Genomic DNA, 15,452 nt, shown 5'->3' on the forward strand with positions numbered 1-15,452 from the left:
TCCCGGAACTGAATTCAGGAGTACAAGATTATGACTAACCATTCACGCCGCAATTTCCTCAAGGGCGCGGCCACAGCGACCGCACTCTCAGCTCTGCCTTTGACGGCAAAGGCAACCACTGGTCTCAACGGTAAAAATGTCATCGTAATCGGCGGCGGCTTCGCCGGTGCAACGGCAGCCAAGTATATACGCCACTGGTCTGATGCCAACGTAACACTGATCGAACCCAATGTTGAATACAACTCATGCATACTCAGCGGACTGGTCGTGACAGGTGAGCGCACTCTCGACCAGATCTCATTCGACTACAACACGCTGCAGAGCAAATATGGCGTCAACGTGATTGCAGATACAGTAAACAGTATTGACTCAGGAAATCAAACAGTCACACGCTCAGGATCGGCGACGCCCCTGCCGTATGACAAGCTGGTGCTGGCGCCCGGAATTGAATTCATCGATCCGGGGCTGACAGGAGGCGCGGGGCAATTCAGCAATTTTGAGGTACTTCAAAACGAATGCCCGCACGCATGGAAAGCCGGGGCCCAAACGACAGAACTTAAAAACCAGGTCGATGCATTACAACAAGCAGGCAGCGGAACTCTTGTTATCCGCGTTCCCAAAAAACCTTTCAGGTGCCCACCCGGGCCATATGAGCGTGCCTGCACCATTGCTGATTACCTCGGTCCAAATTTTGACGTCAAAATAGTTGATCCGGATGACTCTCTCAACACGATAGGTGTTTTGACCAATGTTTTTGCCGGCCTGTTCGGTTCAGGAAACCTGTACCCAAATATTGAACACATTGCCGGGGAAGACGTTACAAACATCACAAGTGGAAAAGTGGTCACAGTATCAAACTATGGTGATATCGCGGCCCAGGTTGTTAATTTCATCCCTGACCAACGGGCACCAGCTATCGTACGCGATACAGTTGGTGGAACCTGGGGAGCAGTCGATCCGGTCAGCTATGAATCCACAACAACTGCAAATATACACATCATTGGTGATTCACAGGCGACCAGTCAGCCAAAAGCGGGACATATCGCCAACTCCGAGGCGAAAGTGTGTGCAGATGCGATTGTCAGAAGCCTGATGCCTGCACCTATGCTTCCATATGCTTATCCAATGACCAACTCGGCTTGTTTTACTCCGATCAATTCTAATGAAGCTGCCTGGATCAGTGCCGTTTACAAATACGACGGTTCGGCAATCGTAACCGAGAAGGTCGGGAATTCACCTACCTATAATGAAGAAAACCATGAAGTGATGTTCGACTGGGCGAACAATCTCTTCTCCGATACGTTCGGTTAAATCAAAAAGAGCTCAGATGCGGGGTCAGGAATCGCGTTTCCTGACCCCGTTTTTTATTGCTAATAACGCGACAACCACTCCAAGCAATGTGGAGCAATCGAGTTAAAAGGACTAGAATAGACGGATTATTGAATCCGGAGTCACTCCATTGCGCATGTCGCCAGAAGCCTTTCGCGGCTGGAAAAACAGATGCATCACCCTGCTGGGCATGTCGGGTGTCGGCAAAACCTATCTCTCGACCCTGATGAGGGAGCACGACTGGTTTCACTATTCTGGTGATTACCGCATCGGCACACGCTATCTTGACGAGGCAATTCTCGACCTGATCAAGGAAGAGGCGATGCAGATACCTTTTCTGCGCAACCTTCTGCGTAACGACTGGATCGATATCCATAACAACATCAAGATCGACAACCTTGGTCCTGTACTCGCTTATGTTGGCAAACTCGGCAATCCTGAATTAGGTGGTGTACCACTGGATGAGTTCCAGAGTCGCCAGGCCTGTTACAGGGAGGGTGAGATTGCTGCCATGAATGATCTGCCAGCGTTCATTCACAAGGCGCGTGAGATCTACGACTACCCACACCTGATCAATGATGTTGGCGGTAGCCTGTGTGAGCTTGAAGAACCGTCAGTCATCGATTTGTTGGCTGATAACAGCCTCATTCTCTATATCAAGGTGACCAATGACGAGGAGGAGCAGAAACTGATAGCACGTGCCCAGTCTGCCCCCAAGCCTCTCTACTATCGACCCGAGTTCCTCGATAAGCAACTGACAGTCTATCTTGAAGAGAACAACCTGGAATATGCTGCACAGATGGATCCCGATGATTTCACCCGCTGGGTGTTTCCGCGCCTGTTCCGCTCACGTGTACCCCGCTACGAGGCGATTGCAGAGCAGTACGGCTATACTGTCTCAAGTGAAGAAGTTGCCGCGGTACGCAACGAAAATGACTTCATGGATCTGGTCTCAACTGCAATTGAACGCTCTGGAAAGGATTAACCCATGCCACTGGTAGCACACAGCAAACTGCCGACTTTCGATCGCATGAAACATGAGGGGCATGACGTGCTGGAGGAAGAGCGCGCCAGCCACCAGGATATCCGCGAACTTCACATTGGCCTGCTTAACATGATGCCGGATGCCGCGCTGTCAGCGACAGAACGTCAATTCTTCCGTCTAGTCGGCAGCGCCAACCTGATTGCCCAGTTTCATATGCATGTCTTCACACTTGATGAACTGCCTCGCAGTGAACAGGCACGCGAATATATCGATAACTATTACGAAACATTCGATGACATCAAGCGTGACGGACTTGACGCATTAATCATCACCGGCGCGAATGTGACCCACCCGAATCTCTCCTCTGAGCCATTTTGGGAACCGCTTGCCGACGTTATGGCCTGGGCGCATGAAAATGTCACCTCGGTACTCTGTTCATGCCTGGCAACACATGCTCTACTGGAACATCACTATGGCATCAAGCGCAACCCGATGGAATTCAAGCGCTGGGGTATTTTTGACCACAAGGTCAGCATGCCTGAGCATCCACTGGTTGAAAACATCAACACCCGCTTTGATGTGCCCCATTCACGCTTCAACCAGGTAACACGTCAACAACTCGAAGAGAAAGGTGTTGTCGTTCTTGCCGAGGGTGAAGAGGCCGGCGTGCACCTTGCCGTGAGTCCTGATCTGTTCCGCACTGTATTTTTCCAGGGCCATCCTGAGTATGACTCCAACAGCCTATTGAAAGAGTACAAGCGTGAGGTTCTCCTCTGGTTCGATGATCAACGAGACGGCCATCCGCCTTTTCCTGACAACTATTTAACACCCCAGGCAAAAGCGATACTTGGTGAATATCGAAGTGAATTGATTGCCAGCCGAGAGACTGGCATCGAACCACCGGAATTCCCGGAGAAGTTGCTCATGACCCTGATCGACAATACATGGCGTGATACTGCAAAAGCTGTTGTCAGTAACTGGCTTGGTCACGTCTACCAGATTACCAACAGCCGTCGTGAACTGCCGTTTATGGATGGCATCGACCCGCAGGACCCGCTCGGACTGAAATCGTAATTCAATGATCAGTTTTGATGATGTCGCCCTGCGACGCGGCACACGACTGTTGTTCGAAGGTGCGAGCTTCCGTATTCACCCCGGGCAAAAAGTTGCCCTCACGGGACGTAATGGTACCGGCAAGTCGAGCCTCTTCAGCATGCTGCTCAGAGAGCTCGAGACAGACAATGGAACACTGCAACTGCCTGACAGCTGGGTGATTGCACACGTCGCACAACAGACACCCGACTCTGACCGCAGTGCCCTCGACTTCACCCTCGATGGCGATACCGAACTGCGTGAACTGCAAAACGCCATTGAGCAGGAGAAGGATGGCCACCGCCACGCTGAACTGCTGGCGCGTTATGAAGTCATCGACGGCTACTGCGCCGAGTCACGTGCAGCGCAACTTCTCAACGGCCTGGGGTTTTCACCGGAACAGGTCATGCAGCCCGTTAACAGCTTCTCCGGCGGCTGGCGCATGCGCCTCAACCTTGCTCAGGCCCTGATGTGCCGTTCCGACCTGCTGCTGCTCGACGAGCCCACCAACCATCTTGATCTCGATGCGGTGATCTGGCTGGAGCAATACCTGCGCGACTACCAGGGCACCCTGCTTCTGATCTCGCACGACAGGGACTTTCTCGACCAGGTTGCTACTCACGTGCTGCATATCGAACAGCAGGGTGTGGTGCTCTACAAGGGCAATTACTCCACCTTCGAAGTCACACGTAGCGAACGCCTTGCACAGCAGCAGGCTGCACACGAAAAGCAGCAGGCCGAGATCAAGCACATGCGCCAGTTTGTCGAACGTTTTCGCGCCAAGGCGACCAAGGCGAAACAGGCCCAGTCACGTCTCAAGGCGCTTGAGCGTATGACTCTCATCAGCTCTGCCCACGTTGACTCGCCATTCCACTTCAGTTTTGCCGAACCCGAAAAACAGCCGAATCCGTTGCTCCGGCTCGAGCAGTGCTCTGCAGGTTATGGTGACAAGGAGATCCTCACCACGATCAACCTGGAAATCCAGCAACAGCAACGTATCGGCCTGTTGGGCCCAAACGGTGCGGGCAAATCAACCCTGATCAAGCTGATCGCCGGTACGCTCGCCCAGACCAGAGGCAAGCGCACGCTCGCGCAAGATTGCAAGATTGGTTACTTTGCCCAGCACCAACTCGAGCAACTGCATCCGCAACACTCCCCTTTTGACCATCTGCGCCAGCTCGACGCTGCCATCAGTGACCAACGCGCGCGCGATTTTCTTGGTGGATTCGGTTTCAACGGTGATCGTGTGTACGAGAAGGTTGCACCCTTTTCCGGCGGTGAGAAAGCACGCCTCGCGCTCGCCCTGATCGTCTATCAGAAACCTAACCTGCTGTTACTCGATGAGCCGACCAACCATCTCGATATCGAGATGCGCCATGCACTCGCGCAGGCATTGCAGGAGTTCAAGGGAGCCATGCTGATCGTCTCGCATGACCGCTTTCTGATGCGCGCCACCTGTGACCAGCTGCTGCTTGTTGATGCCGGTTCGGTAGCACCATTTGACGATGACCTGGATCATTACCCTGCATGGATTGCAGCGAGGTTACAGGAGCAGTCTGCTCCAGAGTCAAACAGGAGCAACGCGTCACAGGCACAAGATCGCAAAGATAAAAAACGCAAAGAGGCTGAGCAGAGAAAGAGACTGGCCCCGCTGAAAAAACTGATCAGCCAGCTTGAGAAGCAGCTTGATGATCTCAACCGACAGAAATCAGCAATTGAAGAGCAGATGGCAGAACCGGGAATCTACGACGAAGAGAATAAAGAGCGTCTCAAGCAGCTGATTGCCGACAACAGTAGCATCGAGCAGCAGATTGCTACTGCCGAGGAGAGCTGGATGGAGAAACTTGAGGAACTCGAGGCAGAAACAGCAAGTCAATCAGCATGACACTCACGGCAATTGTCATGCGTTTCGTGTGCTTGAACACAGATCGCAATTTGCTAGGCTCATCTCATTAACAGAGCAACTGAACGGGTAAAACAATGAAAAAATGGGAATGTGAGATCTGTGGTTTCGTCTACGACGAGGCCCTCGGCCTGCCTGAAGAGGGTATTCCGCCAGGTACTTCCTGGGATGCTGTCCCGGAAAGCTGGCAATGCCCGGACTGCGGTGAGTCCAAGGCTGAATTCTCCATGGTTGAAATCGGTTGATGCATTACTGATGGGCCGTTACCGCGCACCTGCTGCGGAAAAATCCCCCTATATCACGCGCGAGGGCTACCTGCGTCTGCAACAGGAGGAGAAGGCGATCTGGAAGCGACGCCGCGAGGTCACTGTCGCGCTTACAGCTGCAGCCGCTGAAGGCGACCGCTCGGAGAATGCAGAGTATATTTACCGAAAGAAAGAGTTGAGAGAAATCGATCGCCGCATTCGCTACCTGCAAAAACGCATGCCCGACCTGAAGGTCATTGACCTGGTTCCCGATGACCCCGAGGCGATCTTTTTCGGCGCATGGGTCACACTCGAAGACAGCGATGGCAATGAATCAAATTATCGTATCGTCGGCCCGGACGAATTTGATGTGGAACCCGGCTATATCAGCATGGACTCTCCCATGGCCAAAGCGCTCTTCAAGCACAGCATTGATGACGAGGTGACGGTGCAGACACCGGCTGGCAATCAGCTCTACCTGGTCACGGATGTGCGCTATGACAGCACCTCGAACTGAATCCGCCGCCTTGACACCTCGCTGTTGCGCAGACGCCTGATTCTTGCACTGAGACGCTCTCCTCGATCCAGCATACCGGCAAGCCTGCCATTCTCACCTCTCGGTACATAACCGAGTTTGTCATTCCTGAAATAGATGGCAACAGCCGCAGGATCAAAAGGGTTTTGCGGTTCACGCACCAGTTTCAGCTCTTCACCCTCACGCAGGAAGCTCCACACCCCAATTGCCCTGTGGTGATAAAAACCGGCGACGGACGAAATCTGCAGACTCGATTGCAGGCGTGACTTCATCCTGGTTCCCGAATGAAACAGCTGTTTTCTGATTAATTCAAAATGTCTGATTTGCATGATTTCCTCCCGTTTGCAGTGAGTATCGGTCAGGAGGTGGCTCAATGTATGAGCCCGGGGAAAATCTTTTCGGCTAGCTTGCCGGGAAAGGTGGATTATTTCTCATTTTCCTTTTCGGCTTTTTTGACTTCGCGTTCGATCAGGTGCGTCACCCAGTTGGAAAGAGTGCGCCCATCATCCTGTGCAATAGCCTTCGCCCGTTTCTTCAAATCGGGGTCGATTCGTAAATTCAATACCTTAGTCTTGGACATGTGTATACAAAGTGTTGACGTTGAAAGTAATTCGTGTATACTTCATTTTAACACAAGCCAATCGGCGAGAGTAATCCATGTGGGTTTCTCTGATACCGGAGATAGAAAATGGACTATATGTCGGCAAAATCTGAACTCGAGCATCGCGTTCCGGCAATTGACTGGAAAGCCGTTGCGATCGAAGTAGCGCTGATGGGCTCTGCTCTCGTAATCATGATGCAGTTCTAGTAACGCTCAGAATAATCCCCTGAAAAACTGAAAGCCCGGAAATCGATTTCCGGGCTTTTTTACGTCTGACACCTGTCAATCAAGCACTTACCTGAGGCCCCGCTCAAGCTCCCTGGCCTCCCTCTCAAGACGGGCCGCTTCCTCACGCATCCTGCGGATATCCTCCAGCCGTTGATCGCGCTCGTTATGACTTTCCCTGTACCAAAGGCCGTTATCAGCAGATTCTCCTTCAGCGCCGGGAACCGTTTCCACCTCGATACCATCAATTGTTTTTGGTACCACGGGGCGTACCCAGGATGGACTGACTTCCGGTTTATCCAGCCGCTCTGCCACGACATCCCAGTGAGTCACGACACGCTGTAAACCCTTATCGGTCAGACTCACATCACGTACCTGGCCGACGCCATTAACAATCACGTCAACCCTGTACTTTCCCTGTGGCAGACGGGCCAGAAGGACCGGGCCATCCATCACCACATCAAGTACAACTGTCCCGCCGGCTGTGGCCACCCTGGCCCTGGCCATGGATATGAAGCTTCCTTTTTTTGAAGCTGTGAGAATTTCCAGGTTGTATTGCTGGCGTACCTCTTTCGATTCGAGATATTCCTGTTCAGACGCACCGATTCCTCCGGTGAGGTAGGTGGTGTCATGGTAGAACTGCTGGCGCACCGGCGCCCAGAATTCGGCAATTGCGGGAGTGAACAGCATTAACAGAAACAAAAGAGCTGAAATTCGTATTGCTGCCATTTTCATTACGACCCTCCGTAAAGTATCTACTTTCCTACAAATAATTATATGCCCTGCCAAAACTTCTGTTACTGATATTGCGCAAGCGCATCATGCAGACGCCGGGAGACCAGCTGCCGCAAGCTTTCAGGCGCTATCACCTCGACATTGCTGCCGTAGCGCAGAATATCCATGACCAGTTCGGTGGGATTGGCATAGGGAATGCGCATCTGGTATTTTCCGCTATCGAGCCATTCACCCTGCTGCTGTGCATGCCACGCCTCATTTGCGACCCACCGCGCGCTCTCGGCCGAAAAGTGCAACACCGCCTCATCTGTCGCCTCGCCGGAAAAAATGCCATAGGCAGAGGTAAAATGTGTTTTGAGCTCCTTCTCCCCAACATCATCGGCTGCAGTCTCCAGCTGACGCGCAGACTCGATCGCATCGAGCGAAAAGGTACGCAGTGCATCTCGCGTATGGCACCAGGCATCCAGGTACCAGTTATCACGATAGTGAACCAGGCGCTGCGGTGAGATACGTCTGCGTGAGGAGGTATCACTGGAACGGGCATAGTAGTCGATTTCGAGTTGCCTGCGTTGCGCGGTGGCACCGGCAATCAGCTGAAACCACTCACTTCCGGGACGCGAGGCGAGGTGCAGGATACGGATACGGCCGCTGAGATCGCCTGACTCTCCCTGTTGCAGCTGCAACAAATCGTCAATTCTCTCTCTGAGCGGTGCCAGCTGACGCTCAAACAGACCGGGCTGCACATCCTGCAGCAACTGTTGCACTGTCAACAGCGCCTGCAGTTCGGAGGCGTTGAACCAGATACCGGGCAGTTCGTACATGACTTCGCCCGACTCATTGCCGGTTTCATAATAGTAACCATTGAGCTTGCGGTCATAGGCAATCGGAGCATTGAGATAGAGACGCATCGACTCGATGATGCGTTTTACAGTCGCACGCGAACACTCAAGCTCATCTTCGAGGCGTTTACGTGAAACCGGATAGCGCGAGGCGCTGAGAATCTTGTGCAGATCGTAGATTCTGTCGAATCGATCCATGCGGGAAGCCCAGGAACTACTGCTTTGTGCTCTCCTGGAGCACTTTTTCAGCCTGTTCCGGATCCATGCTCCAGAGACGTTCAAGCTGGTAGAAGTCCCTGACACGCGGGTGCATGATGTGCACGACCACGCCGTTCAGGTCGACCAGAGCCCATTCGCCGTCAGTTACACCCTCGGTTCCGATTGGTGCCTCACCCGCCTGCTTTGATTTGAAAACCACCGCTTCCGCGATCGATTTGACGTGTCGGTCCGACGTGCCGCTGGCAATGATCATGAAATCGGTAATGCTGGTTTTTCCACGTACATCAATCACATTGACATCCATCGCCTTCATATCATCAAGAATGGCAATTGTCTGATCTCGGAGTTGTTCTGCTTGCATCTGGGTTTCCAAAGTCTGGTTATGCGTCATTTTAGCCGGAATGGCCTGCGCCTGCATCTTTCGTGTAAAGCTGAAGTCGCCCAATGATCGTTGCCACAGCATCCGGCACCAGGCAACTGATGTCCTGATCCGCTGCACAGAGCTCACGGATTGCGGTTGCACTGATATCGAGCTGGGTTACCTGCTGGAAATAAATCCTCCCCGCAAGAGCATCGTGCAACTCACGTGGCGAGTCAGCCTGCCGTTCATTTATCAGCGCCTGCAACTGTGAATCGAACTGATGTTCACCGGGACGCTGCATCACAACCAGGTGTGCCAGTTCGAGAATATCCAGCGGCCTGTGCCAGGAGAGAAAACCGCGGAAAGCGTCTTCACCAAGTAGCAATACCAGCGGTTCGTCTGGCAACTGTTGTCGAAACGAGGTGAGGGTGTCATAGCTGTAGGAGGGGCCATCGCGATGCAGTTCACGGTCATCGACACAGACACCGCTGCGTCGTCCAAGCGCTGCCCTGACGAGCGCACAACGCAGTTCAGGCGATACTTCCGGCTGATCCCGGTGTGGCGCATCCCGGAGCGGAACAAAATGCATCTGTTCGATGCCCAGTTCCTCCTGCACCTCAAACGCAGGGCGCAGGTGTCCATAATGAACCGGATCGAAGGTGCCGCCGAAAATACCGATCATCAACAACCTGACCGGTATTCACAAGGGCAAGAATCAGGTGCGAATATGACCATCGCCCAGGACAATAAACTTGACCGAGGTGAGCCCCTCGAGACCAACCGGACCACGTGCATGAAACTTGTCGGTCGAGATACCAATCTCGGCACCAAGTCCGTACTCGAATCCGTCGGCAAAACGCGTCGAGGCGTTAACCATAACGCTGCTTGAATCCACCTCTGTCAGGAATCGACGAGCACGAGTAAAGTTCTCGGTAACAATCGACTCTGTATGACCGGAACCATGGCGGGCAATGTGCTCCATCGCCCCAGCCAGATCAGCAACAATACGAACGGAGAGGATCGGAGCAAGATACTCTTCATCCCAGTCCTCTTCAGTAGCAGGGTTACAGTCGATCAGGGCGGCTATTTTTTCACAACCGCGCAGCTCCACACCCTTGTCTGCATAAGCTGCAGCAAGTTCAGGCAGTATTTCTGCGGCGACATTCTCCGCCACCAGCAGCGTCTCCATGGTATTGCAAGTGCCGTAACGCTGGGTCTTTGCATTCACTGCAATTGCAAACGCTTTATCATGATCAGCCTGGTCATCTATGTAGACATGGCAGACACCATGAAGGTGTTTGATCACGGGAACACGTGCGTCTGCCGAGATACGTTCGATCAGCCCCTTACCGCCGCGTGGAATAATCACGTCTATCGACTCCGGCATGGTGATCATTGCGCCAACCGCAGTGCGGTCAGTGGTCTCGACAACCTGTACGGCATCACCAGGCAACCCTGTCTTTTCAAGGCCGACGCGTATGGATGCAGCAATCGCCTGGTTTGACCAGAAGGCCTCAGATCCACCACGCAGCACGGTCGCATTACCCGATTTGAGGCACAGTGCAGCTGCATCTGCTGTCACATTCGGGCGTGACTCGTAGATGATACCGACAACACCGAGCGGCACACGCATGCGCCCCACCTGGATGCCGCTGGGCATGTAATTCATATCAAAAATTTCACCGATCGGATCAGGCAGTGAGGCAATCTGCTGCAGCCCCTCGATCATGGTGTCAATACGATCAGCTGTCAGTTCAAGGCGGTCAAGCAGTGCATCATCGAGTCCCTTGGCGCGCCCTGCCTCGAGGTCCTTGCGGTTCTCCCGCATGAGAATGTCGCGGTTCACATCAAGATCTTCGGCAATCGCAAGCAAGGCGGCATCCTTGAGGCCGGTACTGGTCGCGGCGAGCTGACGGGAAGCAGCACGCGCACGAGTGCCGACCTCCTGCATGTAGGAAGCGATATTGGTAATCTCTTTTTTAGCTTCTTGGGTCATAACGGCCAGGTAAAAAACAACCGGTGTAAAAAAGCTATTTTATCACACTAACTGACGGCCTCGAGGGAATAGCCGGCAATTCCGGCAAGCAGCGATTCGGTGAGTACCCACTGATCCTCGGCACCACCCTTGATTGCATTATCAATTCTTGCCACCAGCGACAGCAGTTGCTGCCACTCGGCAAGCGTATGTTTACGCATCGCATGACCAAGCAGGGCTCGACGCTGCTCCCACACACGATGCCTGTTAAAAACTGTGTCAGGTGATCCACCAGCTGCAGCATTCGTCGCCAGTTCAACCAGCAGTCGAATATCGCGTGCCAGAGCCCATAACAGAACCGGCATGGCGACACCCTCGGCACGCAGCACTGTCAGCATGTGCAGTGCGTGTCCACCCTGCCCTGCCAGTGCAGTATCGACCATTTCAAACGGCGTGTATCGGGAGTTACCGGAAACAGCACTGGCGACGCGTTCGACGCTGACTTTGCCCTCGCCGTGAATGAGACGCAGCTTTTCCAGTTCCTGTGAAGCGGCAAGAAGGTTGCCTTCAGTATGCTGGACCAGCAGTTGCAGGGCAATGTCGTCAAGCTGCAGACCAGACATCTGTGCCCTGTGCTTCATCCACTGCTGCAGTGAGCGGCCAGTGACAGGCCATACCTGCACAACCACACCAGCCTTGTCGATTGCCTTGAACCACTTGGTATTTCTTTGTGAGGCTTCGAGTTTTGACAGCACCAGCAACAGCAACGTATCGGGCGGCGGATTTGCCAGCCACTCGGCCAGCGCAGCACTTCCGTCACGGCCCGGCTTGCCGCTCGGAATGCGTACCTCAAGAATACGTCTCTCGGCAAACAGCGACATGGAACTGCCTTCAGCAAGCAGGGTATCCCAGTCGAATCCCCGCTTCACCTCGAACAGGGTGCGTTCAGTGTAACCCGCCTCGCGTGCGATATTGCGCACGGAATCTGCCGCCTCAAGCAGTTGCAGGGGCTCATCCCCGCACAGCAGGTAAACAGGTGCAAGCTGCTTGCGCAGGTGGGAATCCAGTGCTTCCGGTTTCAGCTTCACTTCAGAGCCTGCAGTTCAAACTGAAGGATCAGTTTGAACCGGTACGCATGGCATAGTGAATCGTGCGCATGATTTTCTGTGCCAGCAGTTGCTGCATCTCACGTTCCTTCTCTTCGCGTGCACGCTCACTGGAGAGCTGTTTTGTATCCAGTGCATAGCGATAGTGATCTACGGCCACCTTGCGCTCGGAAACCAGGGTCGCTCCTGTGCGGTCATATAGCGACATATTAGCACTCTCGGCCAGCAAGTACTCAACACCCTTGCCTTTGCTATTGATTGCTGTCAGCTTGTCGGACGACTTGACCTGGTTCAGTTTCAGAACAGTTGCTGTATCATCCTTCGAGCTGGTCACGCGGATACCGCTGGCACTCAGCTGGTATTCAAGCTGGCGATAGAGGTCACTGTACTGGTTGATACCCGTCACCAGGACAGGACTGATTGATGCAGGTAGAGGTTCGCTGCCACGCAACTGAAATCCGGCGCACCCAGTCAGCAGGGCCGCGATCAGCAATAGCAGTATTGGACGAATATTCACATCGATATCCTTCAAGGTGCTTGGCCTTGGTTATTGTGGTGCGACGATGTTGACCAACTTGCCAGGGATAACAATCACCTTGCGTACTGTCGCATCACCGATAAATTTCTGTACGTTCTGATTATCCAGTGCTTCTTTCTCGACTGCCTCTTTGTCGGCATCAGCTGGCACCTGTACTTTTGCACGCACCTTGCCGTTAACCTGAACAACATATTCTATATTCTCCTGCTGCAGAGCGGATTCATCAACCTCGGGGAATCCGGCAGAGAGAATATCCTCACCAAAACCCAGCTCACTCCACAGGTGATGGGTGACATGTGGGGCAATCGGCGCGAGCAGTCTCAGTATGATACTGACTCCTTCGCTCAGCAAGGCGCTGTTGTCGACCTTGTTGAGGACATTGACCATGGTCATGCAGGCGGAAACAACCGTATTGAACTGCTTGCGTTCATAATCGTACAGCGCTTTCTTCAACGCAGTGTGAATTTCCCTGCGCGCGGCGACACTCTTTTCGTCGGCATCGTCAAACTTCGCATCTGCTTCCTTGATAGCATCAGCATGGCCTGTTGCTAGTGTCCACAGGCGACGCACGAAACGGTGTGCACCCTCAACACCCTCGTCTGACCACTCCAGCGACTGGTCCGGCGGGGCGGTGAACATAGTGTAGAGACGCACGGTATCTGCACCGTAACGGTCAATCAGATCTTGTGGATCGACACCATTGTTCTTCGATTTGGACATTTTCTCGATACCGCCGAACAAAACCGGCTCACCATCAGATTTCAGCGCGGCAGATACCACCTTGCCCTTGTCGTCGCGTTCGATTTCAATATCGGCCGGGTTGTACCACTCTTTCGAGCCGTCGGCATTGTCACGATACCAGGTCTCCGCGATTACCATGCCCTGCGTCAGCAGGTTGGTGAAGGGCTCGTCATTCTCAATCAGCCCCTCGTCACGCATCAGCTTGTTGAAAAAACGGGCGTACAGAAGGTGCAGAACGGCATGTTCAATACCGCCAACATATTGATCAACGGGAAGCCAGTATTTTGCCCGTTCATCAAGCATTGCCGTGTCGCAGCCCGGTGAGCAGTAACGTGCGTAGTACCAGCTTGATTCAAAGAAGGTATCGAATGTATCTGTTTCGCGCTCCTCGCCATCTGAAAGTTGATAGAACTCCGGCATGCGCTTCAGTGGCGAGCCCGAGCCATCAACGATGACATCCTCGGGCAACTCCACGGGAAATTCGTCAGCCGGACGGTTGGAACCGTCGGCTGCATGAATGACAGGAATCGGACAACCCCAGTAACGCTGGCGCGAAACGCCCCAGTCACGCAGCCTGAAATTGACCTTGCGACTGCCCTTGCCATGCGCCTCGAGCCAACTCGCAATCGCATCGAAAGCAGCATCTGAATCGAGCCCGTCAAACTCACCCGAGTTCTTCAGTACACCCTTCTCTACATAGGCTGCTTCCTCAATTCCACATGCAGAACCATCGGTTGAGAAAATCACCTGCTTGCGGGGAATTCCATACTGCCCGGCAAACTCCCAGTCCCGCTGGTCATGGCCGGGAACCGCCATCACGGCACCGGAGCCATAACTCATGAGGACAAAGTTGGCAGCATAGACAGGTACTGCCTCGCCGGTGACCGGATGCAGCGCATTAATACCAAGAGGGACACCTTTCTTCTCCATGGTTTCCAACTCAGCTTCGCTGACACCACCGGATTTACATTCGGCGACGAATGCTTCTACATCCGGACGTGATTCAGCAACTGCAAGTGCAAGCGGGTGCTCTGCCGCCACCGCCACGTAAGTGACACCCATGAGGGTATCCGGCCTGGTTGTGAAAATCGTCATCGCCTCATCGGAATCCTCGATCCCGAATGACATCTCGACACCTTCAGAGCGTCCGATCCAGTTTCGTTGCATGGTACGAACCTGGTCTGGCCAGCCATCCAGTTTCTCTACGTCATCAAGCAACTCCTGGGCATAATCTGAAATCCGCAGAAACCACTGTTCGATTTCGCGTTTTTCGACAACAGCACCCGAACGCCAGCCTTTGCCGTCGATAACCTGCTCATTAGCGAGCACTGTCTGGTCTACAGGATCCCAGTTGACCGTCGCTGTTTTCTTGTAGGCGAGATCCTTCTCCATCAAACGCGTAAAGAGCCACTGCTCCCAGCGATAATAGTCCGGATCACAGGTTGCCAGTTCACGCTCCCAGTCATAACCGAAACCGAGGCGCTTGAGCTGCTCCTTCATGTAGGCGATATTTTCGCGCGTCCACTTGGCCGGTGCAGTCTTGTTCTTGATTGCCGCGTTCTCTGCCGGTAAGCCAAAAGCGTCCCAACCCATTGGTTGCATGATGTTTTTTCCCAGCATACGCTGCTGGCGGGCAATCACGTCACCGATGGTGTAGTTGCGCACGTGGCCCATGTGCAATTTGCCGGAGGGATAGGGGAACATCGACAGGCAGTAAAATTTCTCCCGCGAGGGGTCTTCGGTTGCTGTGAACGAACCATTTTTTTCCCAGTATGACTGGGATTGACGCTCAATTTCTGCGGGATCGTAACTGAAACTCATCAGGACGGATCAAACTCTGGTGATACTTGGAATCTGGGAAGGATACCGCAGGTTACCCTTTATCGAAAGAGTCACTGCAATTGAGAATCCCCGGTCGTAACCAAAACGTCACATCCGGATAACAAATATTTCATCGCTCTGTCGCGAATTTGTCATCAATGCTTTCTAGCATTGCTGCAATTCATCACATCGCGCGGACCAA

Annotated in this window: 16 protein-coding genes; 6 read left to right on the forward strand and 10 right to left on the reverse strand. The window is 53.3% G+C overall.

Going from position 1 to position 15,452, the window contains the following annotated elements; genetic code table 11:
* Nucleotides 1-30 precede the first annotated feature (30 nt).
* The 6 genes from BOW06_RS01785 (at nucleotide 31) to greB (ending at nucleotide 6,071) form a co-directional block, all read left to right on the forward strand.
* On the forward strand, nucleotides 31-1,311 hold the full coding sequence (locus tag BOW06_RS01785) for an FAD-dependent oxidoreductase (protein ID WP_078454402.1): 1,281 nt from the start codon (nucleotides 31-33) through the stop codon (nucleotides 1,309-1,311).
* 148 nt (nucleotides 1,312-1,459) lie between these two features.
* Nucleotides 1,460-2,314, forward strand: a complete 855-nt coding sequence (locus BOW06_RS01790; protein WP_043116474.1) for an ATPase — start codon at nucleotides 1,460-1,462, stop codon at nucleotides 2,312-2,314.
* A 3-nt stretch (nucleotides 2,315-2,317) separates the two neighbouring features.
* Nucleotides 2,318-3,388, forward strand: coding sequence for a homoserine O-succinyltransferase MetA (gene metA / locus BOW06_RS01795; RefSeq protein WP_078455146.1), 1,071 nt, complete (start codon nucleotides 2,318-2,320; stop codon nucleotides 3,386-3,388).
* A gap of 4 nt (nucleotides 3,389-3,392) precedes the next feature.
* On the forward strand, nucleotides 3,393-5,291 hold the full coding sequence (locus BOW06_RS01800; RefSeq protein ID WP_078454404.1) for an ATP-binding cassette domain-containing protein: 1,899 nt from the start codon (nucleotides 3,393-3,395) through the stop codon (nucleotides 5,289-5,291).
* A gap of 95 nt (nucleotides 5,292-5,386) precedes the next feature.
* On the forward strand, nucleotides 5,387-5,554 hold the full coding sequence (locus BOW06_RS01805) for a rubredoxin (protein ID WP_043116470.1): 168 nt from the start codon (nucleotides 5,387-5,389) through the stop codon (nucleotides 5,552-5,554).
* 10 nt (nucleotides 5,555-5,564) lie between these two features.
* Nucleotides 5,565-6,071, forward strand: coding sequence for a transcription elongation factor GreB (gene greB / locus BOW06_RS01810; RefSeq protein WP_078454429.1), 507 nt, complete (start codon nucleotides 5,565-5,567; stop codon nucleotides 6,069-6,071).
* On the opposite strand, the gene BOW06_RS01815 is transcribed toward greB, so the two are convergent.
* From BOW06_RS01815 to leuS, 10 genes are all read right to left on the reverse strand, one after another.
* Nucleotides 6,050-6,418 carry an HIRAN domain-containing protein gene (locus BOW06_RS01815; protein WP_052132075.1) on the reverse strand — a complete coding sequence of 123 codons (369 nt, stop codon included), beginning with the start codon at nucleotides 6,416-6,418 and terminating at the stop codon, nucleotides 6,050-6,052. The genes greB and BOW06_RS01815 overlap by 22 nt on opposite strands.
* 95 nt (nucleotides 6,419-6,513) lie before the next feature.
* A complete protein-coding gene (locus BOW06_RS12890; RefSeq protein WP_143556051.1) occupies nucleotides 6,514-6,669 on the reverse strand; it encodes a toxin-antitoxin system HicB family antitoxin in 156 nt (51 codons plus the stop codon).
* Between the two features lie 315 nt (nucleotides 6,670-6,984).
* The gene (locus BOW06_RS01820) at nucleotides 6,985-7,650 is read right to left on the reverse strand and encodes a hypothetical protein (RefSeq protein ID WP_078453963.1); all 666 of its coding nucleotides are present in this window, start codon (nucleotides 7,648-7,650) and stop codon (nucleotides 6,985-6,987) included.
* 62 nt (nucleotides 7,651-7,712) lie between these two features.
* Entirely contained in the window at nucleotides 7,713-8,687 is a 975-nt protein-coding gene (locus BOW06_RS01825) for a helix-turn-helix transcriptional regulator (protein WP_043116467.1), read from the reverse strand.
* A gap of 16 nt (nucleotides 8,688-8,703) precedes the next feature.
* Entirely contained in the window at nucleotides 8,704-9,069 is a 366-nt protein-coding gene (gene rsfS / locus BOW06_RS01830; protein ID WP_043116802.1) for a ribosome silencing factor, read from the reverse strand.
* A 31-nt stretch (nucleotides 9,070-9,100) separates the two neighbouring features.
* Nucleotides 9,101-9,751 carry a nicotinate-nucleotide adenylyltransferase gene (nadD, locus tag BOW06_RS01835; RefSeq protein WP_043116465.1) on the reverse strand — a complete coding sequence of 217 codons (651 nt, stop codon included), beginning with the start codon at nucleotides 9,749-9,751 and terminating at the stop codon, nucleotides 9,101-9,103.
* 33 nt (nucleotides 9,752-9,784) lie between these two features.
* Nucleotides 9,785-11,065, reverse strand: a complete 1,281-nt coding sequence (locus BOW06_RS01840; protein ID WP_043116464.1) for a glutamate-5-semialdehyde dehydrogenase — start codon at nucleotides 11,063-11,065, stop codon at nucleotides 9,785-9,787.
* 47 nt (nucleotides 11,066-11,112) lie between these two features.
* Entirely contained in the window at nucleotides 11,113-12,132 is a 1,020-nt protein-coding gene (gene holA, locus BOW06_RS01845; protein WP_078454405.1) for a DNA polymerase III subunit delta, read from the reverse strand.
* A 28-nt stretch (nucleotides 12,133-12,160) separates the two neighbouring features.
* Nucleotides 12,161-12,667: an LPS-assembly lipoprotein LptE gene (locus BOW06_RS01850; protein WP_179115159.1), complete on the reverse strand. Its 507-nt coding sequence runs from the start codon at nucleotides 12,665-12,667 to the stop codon at nucleotides 12,161-12,163.
* 30 nt (nucleotides 12,668-12,697) lie between these two features.
* Nucleotides 12,698-15,250, reverse strand: coding sequence for a leucine--tRNA ligase (leuS, locus tag BOW06_RS01855; RefSeq protein WP_043116461.1), 2,553 nt, complete (start codon nucleotides 15,248-15,250; stop codon nucleotides 12,698-12,700).
* Nucleotides 15,251-15,452: the final 202 nt, after the last annotated feature.

The organism is Solemya velum gill symbiont (genome assembly GCF_002020255.1).
Lineage (GTDB): Bacteria > Pseudomonadota > Gammaproteobacteria > Chromatiales > Chromatiaceae.

Coding starts and splice junctions, on each gene's coding strand:
- BOW06_RS01815 (WP_052132075.1), bottom strand. CDS start 6,418: ATGCAAATCAGACATTTTGAATTAATCAGAAAACAGCTGTTTCATTCG.
- BOW06_RS01800 (WP_078454404.1), top strand. CDS start 3,393: ATGATCAGTTTTGATGATGTCGCCCTGCGACGCGGCACACGACTGTTG.
- BOW06_RS01820 (WP_078453963.1), bottom strand. CDS start 7,650: ATGAAAATGGCAGCAATACGAATTTCAGCTCTTTTGTTTCTGTTAATG.
- BOW06_RS01825 (WP_043116467.1), bottom strand. CDS start 8,687: ATGGATCGATTCGACAGAATCTACGATCTGCACAAGATTCTCAGCGCC.
- BOW06_RS01840 (WP_043116464.1), bottom strand. CDS start 11,065: ATGACCCAAGAAGCTAAAAAAGAGATTACCAATATCGCTTCCTACATG.
- rsfS (WP_043116802.1), bottom strand. CDS start 9,069: ATGCAAGCAGAACAACTCCGAGATCAGACAATTGCCATTCTTGATGAT.
- BOW06_RS12890 (WP_143556051.1), bottom strand. CDS start 6,669: ATGTCCAAGACTAAGGTATTGAATTTACGAATCGACCCCGATTTGAAG.
- BOW06_RS01785 (WP_078454402.1), top strand. CDS start 31: ATGACTAACCATTCACGCCGCAATTTCCTCAAGGGCGCGGCCACAGCG.
- leuS (WP_043116461.1), bottom strand. CDS start 15,250: ATGAGTTTCAGTTACGATCCCGCAGAAATTGAGCGTCAATCCCAGTCA.
- metA (WP_078455146.1), top strand. CDS start 2,318: ATGCCACTGGTAGCACACAGCAAACTGCCGACTTTCGATCGCATGAAA.
- greB (WP_078454429.1), top strand. CDS start 5,565: ATGGGCCGTTACCGCGCACCTGCTGCGGAAAAATCCCCCTATATCACG.
- BOW06_RS01805 (WP_043116470.1), top strand. CDS start 5,387: ATGAAAAAATGGGAATGTGAGATCTGTGGTTTCGTCTACGACGAGGCC.
- nadD (WP_043116465.1), bottom strand. CDS start 9,751: ATGATCGGTATTTTCGGCGGCACCTTCGATCCGGTTCATTATGGACAC.